A 6,537-nucleotide genomic window follows, 5' to 3' on the forward strand; every position below is an offset into this window, starting at 1 on the left:
AACGCTAGAGAAGGGCATTATTTGCAATCGTTTTTAAAAGATTAACTTTTAAAACAAACTATCAGACTTTAATAACCCACTACCGCGGCATCGACGATACGTGGGTCAGAAGAACCATAAACGCCATTTGGGGTAAGCATAATCGACTGGGTTGAACCCATCGCTGCTTGCGGGCTAACCTTATGCCCCATTGATTCTAGTTTTTTAATCGTATCAACATTTAAGGCTTTTTCGATACGAATTTCATCGGGTAGCCATTGGTCGTGGATACGCGGCGCGTGTGTGGCTTCAGCGATATTCATATCGTGGTCAATGACATTGGAGATGACTTGCGTGACGGTAGTAATAATGCGGCTACCACCTGGGCTACCGGTAACGATATAAGGTTTGCTGTCTTTGAATACCAGCGTCGGGCTCATCGAAGACAACGGGCGTTTATTGGCCTCGACCGCATTAGCGTCGCCGCCGATTAAACCATAACCATTGGGCACGCCGGGTTTGGCAGAAAAATCATCCATCTCATTGTTTAACAAAATCCCTGTACCTTCAGCGACAAGCCCTGTGCCATAAGAGAAATTCAGCGTATAAGTATTGGCTACGGCATTGCCGTCTTTATCAACGATAGAAAAATGCGTGGTTTGATCGCTCTCGTATGGTAATGGATTATTCGCTTTAATCGTTGCTGCGGGTGTGGCTTTATTAGGATTAATTAAGCTACGTAATTTATCGGCATAAGCTTGTGAGGTTAAGCCGCTGGCAGGTACGTCAATAAAATCAGAATCACCCAAATACTCGGCGCGATCGGCATACGCTAATTGCATGGCCTCGCTCATCAAGTGAATGGTTTGCGCGCTGTTTTGACCGTAGTCTTTTAGTGGATAGCCTTCTAAGATATTTAAAATCTGCACGATATGGATACCACCAGAGGACGGCGGCGGCATGGATACAATCTCATAACCACGATAATCGCCTTTAACGGGCACGCGAGCAATCGCCCTGTAATTGGCTAAGTCTTGCAAGCTCATATTGCCGCCTGCTTCATTGACGGCTTTGACCAATTTACGCGCGGTTTCGCCTTTATAAAAACCATCAGACCCTTTTGCGGCAATCAGTTTAAGTGACTTTGCCAGCTCAGGTTGACGTAGTAGCTCACCCGGCTGATAGGCGCTGCCATCTGGTTTAAAAAATATCTTTTTGGTACTTGGCCATTTTTGTAAACGGTCACTCAACGCTTCTAATGATTCGGACAAGCCAGCGGTGACTTCAATACCGTTTTCTGCCAGTGCAATCGCTGGTGCCATAACTTGCCCGCGGCTCATGGTGCCGTGATCGTCTAGCGCTTTAAGCAAGCCTGCTACGGTGCCCGGCACGCCAACCGCTAAGCCATGATAGCGGGATAAATCACTGACCGCATTGCCGTCTTTATCGAGATACATATCACGCGAGGCGCTACTCGGCGCTTTTTCGCGATAGTCGAGTGCAACCGTTTTGCCTTGCTTAGCGTCATAAATCATCATAAATCCACCACCGCCGATGTTGCCCGCACGCGGCAACGTAACCGCTAACGCAAAGCCAACGGCGACAGCGGCATCAACGGCATTACCGCCATCTTTTAAAATCTTTAAGCCGATATCAGAGGCGAGGGCTTCTTGGGTGGCGACCATGCCGTTTTTTGCCCAAACAGGGTGATGAATGGCGTCTTCAGAATAGATAGCTTGGTCGGTTTTGGCTGTCTTGCCACTAACGACGGCTGTGCCTGTGGCGGTAGTGGGCGCTAGAGTAGAGGATTTCGATTTTGTAATGCGCTGAGTCTCGGACAATACAGTCGGATTATCAGCCATAATCGCTAAATTAATCGCACTGGTATTAATCGAGGTTGGATTGACGGTATTTTTTGCGGTCGTAGGTTTGGTTTCTGCGGCGTGAGCAGAGACCGTTAGCAATAGCGTGCTAGTGATAATCAGCGCAGCAGATTTTAGTTTTTTATGGGTGAGCGTTTGGGTGCTATGAGAATGAGAAAACAGAGTTGACATCGCAAAGTCCTTTTTACGAGGGTGAGAAAAATTCAGCTAAAAAGAGAGGTGAATAAATAAGCTTAAATAGTAACGAATATTGCCAGTAGTAGAAAGGGCTTTACTATTTTTGTTTTCAGATAAAGAAGCCCGTTATAAGGTAGTTAAGCTTTGGAAGTTTGAGAGATAAAAAAAGAGCCAAAAAAAAGCGCACCGGCTAACCGATGCGCTTTTTTAAATGTTCTTACTTTATCTAACTAATGCTTTTTTAATTCCATGGCTTATATCTTACTGCGCTTGGTTATGCATCTGACGGTTTTTTGAACCATGATGACCTTTTGCTTTTCTTTCTGATTTTAATTGCGCCATTTTTTGACGCTGTTCAGGCGTTAGTACTTGCGAGATAGCATGCTCAGTTTGCACGCGTTCAATAACGCGCTGCTTGGTCTTTGCCGCTTGTTGATCGGCTAGGCGGTTAACTGCTGCGGCATCTAAAGTTTTGGCATTGGTCAACGCTTGCATTTGTTGTTGCATTTGCGCGCGTTCTGCTTGATATTTGCTACGATCTTTTTTGTTGCCACTATATTTTTCTTGCATAATAGCTTTGATTTGTGCCTGCTGCGTCGCTGTCAAATCCAACTGCGACATAGGGCCTCTCATGCCAACTTTATGCTGCTTTTGCATGTTGGTCGTTTTTGGCGTTACTGACGTCGTATCGGTGGTGGCGTTGACACTGGTACAGCCCGTAACCGTTAAGACGCTAGATATCGCGAGTACTGAGCCTATCAATAATTTTTTCATTATCATTACCTTAATAGTTACCTTAAATTATGGAGCAAACGTTAATTATTACGAAAAGAGGTTTTTTATCTGATAATTAATGATTAGCAAGTGTCCCGGATAGCCACTATGAATCATTAATTGCCATCAGTATTTGTTGCTGATAGCCGCTATCATACGACAGCTAGAAGTTGCGAACATTTATGAAATATTAAGAAAGGTAACGTTTGTGGCGCATTGATGGATGCTTGCCTGATAATATCAACCATACTATGGCATGCTTAGAATCATTTGACTGAACAGCAATAAAGTAGAAAGGAGAGGAGGAGGATGGCAAATATTTTATTGGGTGATGATGATGAAGAGTTGACCCAACTGCTGCAAGAGTATTTGCATAATCATGGCATCCAAAGTGACTGTGTGCATGATGGCGAGGCGGTCATCGAACGCTTAAAATCAGCCATGCATGATAGTGCGCCTTATGATTTATTGGTACTCGATATTATGATGCCAAAGATAGATGGGCTCAGTGTCCTGCGTCAGCTGCCAGCGATTAGCGATATTCCAGTGATTATGTTGACGGCAAAAGGTGAGGAGATTGATCGTATTATTGGGCTGGAGCTTGGTGCCGATGATTATATTACCAAACCGTGTAACCCGCGTGAGCTGCTGGCACGTATTAACGCAGTGATTAAACGTAGCCGTATTACCGCATCGGGTGCTGCCGCCTCAGAGCACTTGCCACTGCCAGAGAGCCGGTTGCATTTGGACCAAAATCAACGACTTTGCCAAATAGATGGCGTCGAGTTACAAGTCACAGGAACAGAGTTTGACTTGTTGGTGGCGTTACTTAAACAAAAAGGCGAGGTGGTCAGCAAAGCGTGGCTGTCACAACATGTCTTACAGCGTGAGTTGCAGCCGTTTGATCGCAGCCTTGATGTGCATGTGTCGCGCCTGCGTAAAAAACTGCAACCTTTTCATGACGAGCCTATCAAGGCAATTCGTGGTAAAGGTTATCAGCTGGTGCTGTAATGACGGACGCATCGATGCTTACCTCGACATTCAAGCCAAGAATCACGCTATTTTGGCGACTATTTCTCAGTCTGTTATTGACGGTACTCATCACCTCTATCATCTCTGTTATGGTAGAACGTTGGCTCAATGGTAAAGAGCTCAGCGCTCGGATGGACGTGCAAATTGACAGTCTTTTACTCAAGCGCCAAGAAGTGGTTGCGGCGCTACAGGCTGGTGATTTATTAGCAGTCAGGCAACTTTACCGGCAAGACCGCCGGCTGATGAGTCAAATCAGGATTTATGATGAGCAGGGCGCTATTATTTTTCCGCGCTATCGCTATAGAGAAGAGCGTCAAACAAACGGTCAGGAAGTGGCGCGTGACTTGCCATCGCATCCCATTTCTGGCAGTCGTAGAGCGCATCATGATAAAAATGATAGCGCCTACGAAAAGCCCTCTTTTATTAATGCAATCCTGCATCCAGCGATGCCGAATAGAGAAGTAATTTTTGACCCTAATAATCGCCCAGAACTGGCAGATATCACCGTAGATTTGCCAGACGGGCAAACGGCCATTATACAATTGCGCCCGCACCTGCGTTTTGCTGATGTCTTGGCGCTGCAACGCGGTAATTTTACCGTGCGTTTGCTTCTCATTATTCTGTTTAGCGTGTTGGTCTGCTTTTGGCTCAGTCGTACGCTGACGCAGCGCATTGGTCGAGTTCAAGATACCGTGCACCGTATGATCGACGGCGATTATCAAGCCAATCCGCAGTTATCAACATTGGGCTCTGACGAGCTAGGTTTATTGGCAAAAGATGTGGCTTTATTATCGACTCGATTGGCTGAGAGTGAGCTTGCGCGCAAGCAGATGCTCAGTGATATCTCGCATGAGCTGCGCTCGCCACTGGCGCGCCTTGATGTGGCTACTGAACTGACGCGTGACTTTGCACCCGATGCTAGCCGTTACCTTGACCGTATCGATAAAGAGTCGACACGCATGAATGAGCTGATTGAGCAAATCATTCATATTCAATCTCTGCAAATGCAGCAATATACCATCGATAATTTAGAGAGTGATGCTGTAGACGTGGTTGAACTCATCACCGAGATTGGCAAAGACGTTTGTTTTGAGTTTCAGCATAAAGATGTGCGCTGGCAATGGACGCCGCCAGATGCTTTATCATCGTCATCTGATGCGTCTTTGACTGTGCTTGGTAATCAAGAACAGTTGCATAGTGCCTTTGAAAATATCATTCGTAACGCTTTTATGCACACTCCTGCAGATTCGACCGTTACTGCTGAAGTCACAAAAGTAAGGCTCGATAATAAAAGAGATGCCATTCAAATTAGCATAACAGACGAGGGCGGCGGGGTAGCAGAAAAAGACTTAGAGCGTATTTTTCAGCCCTTTGTACGCCTTGATAGTGCTCGCCACAGGGAAACAGGTGGCTATGGGTTGGGGTTGGCCATCGTCCATGCGGTCGTTGTCGCTCATAAAGGCCAAATTAATGTTTGTAACCGCAAAGATGGTATTCAAGGCTTGGTGGTACAGATAGTGCTGCCTATTCAATAAAAGTAAACAATATTTATTATGCCTTTAAATTCATAGAATTAGGAAGAATTAGCGTACCAGAATAACAGGCGATAAGGTGCTGGCAATGATTTCTGTCGTGGTACTGCCCAAAAATAAATGCTGAAGCTTAGAGCGTCCATAAGCGCCAATGACGATGATATCGATGTTGTTTTCAAATTGAAAGCTGAGTAAACCCTCAACCGCATCAAGTTCTAAGAGCTGATGGGTATCGACGCTAAAACCCGCTGCCTGTAAGTGTGCAGCCGCGTTATCAAGGCTTTTTTTAGAGGCTTCGTTATGATGACCGACCATAACGATATGACCTTGTAAGCCTTTTAACAGGTTGCTCTTTGCAAGCACGTGTATGGCATTTATCGCCGTTTTACTGCCATCAAATGCCACCATATATGACTGCGGCTCTTTAAATTTCTCTGAACAAATCAACACCGGTATGTTCGAGGCGCGGGCGACCGTTTCGATTTGACTGCCGATATTGATACGACTGTTTTTATGGTCCTCACCGCGCCGTCCCATGACTATGGCGCGATTTTTTTCCTGAAAATGCTCAATCGCTGGCAGCAGTTTACCGCGGCGTTGATAAATGCAAACCTTCATATTTTGAAAGCCATTTTGAATATGACTTTTTGCATCTTGTACCAAGGCATTGCTGTAGTTGTTGACCACCTGCGCCCTTTGCTCATCGAGTTCCGATAACTCATCGAGCAAAAACTGGCGACTATTAATGCCAATAGCACCTGATAAATCGCGTCTGACCGAAGCTGCTACGTCGCTCACGTGCAATAAAGCTACTGAGATATCCAGTTTGCTTGCGTACCACGCGGCATAATCACAGACTGAGCCAGTCACCGCTGAACCATCAATACAAGCCAAAACGTGCTCTTCCGTTATCATAATCTGTCCTTAGTTTTGCATTTATCTTTTGATAAGCCGACCTTTTCATCACATTAAAAATGATCTAGTAGGGGTCATCATCTTACCTCAAATATAGTCATGGCAAGATTAAAGCGCTAGGTTTTAAATGCCTTTTTATAAATATAATTTTCTTTAATTATAGAACAATATTTCACTAAAAAATATTGGTTCTACTAGGGTGTGTTGACAATTACCGTAAATGGATAATCGTCGCTGCTAAATAG

5 protein-coding genes are annotated in these 6,537 nt (G+C 45.1%); 2 read left to right on the top strand and 3 right to left on the bottom strand.

Annotation, left to right across the window (positions count from 1 at the left end; all coding sequences use genetic code 11):
- Positions 1-68: 68 nt before the first annotated feature.
- Together ggt and CXF58_RS04950 are read right to left on the bottom strand one after the other, a co-directional pair.
- Complete coding sequence (gene ggt, locus CXF58_RS04945; protein WP_102076774.1) at positions 69-2,033, bottom strand: gamma-glutamyltransferase; 1,965 nt, start codon at positions 2,031-2,033, stop codon at positions 69-71.
- A 267-nt stretch (positions 2,034-2,300) separates the two neighbouring features.
- Positions 2,301-2,813 (bottom strand): Spy/CpxP family protein refolding chaperone, encoded by a 513-nt coding sequence (locus CXF58_RS04950; RefSeq protein WP_102076775.1) that lies wholly within the window; start codon positions 2,811-2,813, stop codon positions 2,301-2,303.
- 309 nt (positions 2,814-3,122) lie between these two features.
- Between CXF58_RS04950 and CXF58_RS04955 the strand changes: the two genes are divergently transcribed.
- Both CXF58_RS04955 and CXF58_RS04960 read left to right on the top strand, forming a co-directional pair.
- The gene (locus tag CXF58_RS04955) at positions 3,123-3,824 is read left to right on the top strand and encodes a response regulator transcription factor (RefSeq protein WP_102076776.1); all 702 of its coding nucleotides are present in this window, start codon (positions 3,123-3,125) and stop codon (positions 3,822-3,824) included.
- Between the two features lie 14 nt (positions 3,825-3,838).
- Positions 3,839-5,380, top strand: coding sequence for a sensor histidine kinase (locus CXF58_RS04960; protein WP_228706541.1), 1,542 nt, complete (start codon positions 3,839-3,841; stop codon positions 5,378-5,380).
- A gap of 48 nt (positions 5,381-5,428) precedes the next feature.
- On the opposite strand, the gene CXF58_RS04965 is transcribed toward CXF58_RS04960, so the two are convergent.
- Positions 5,429-6,292 carry a universal stress protein gene (locus CXF58_RS04965; RefSeq protein WP_102076778.1) on the bottom strand — a complete coding sequence of 288 codons (864 nt, stop codon included), beginning with the start codon at positions 6,290-6,292 and terminating at the stop codon, positions 5,429-5,431.
- Positions 6,293-6,537: the final 245 nt, after the last annotated feature.

Origin of the sequence: Psychrobacter sp. Sarcosine-02u-2 (assembly GCF_002836335.1) — a bacterium.
Taxonomy (GTDB): Bacteria; Pseudomonadota; Gammaproteobacteria; order Pseudomonadales; family Moraxellaceae; genus Psychrobacter; species Psychrobacter faecalis.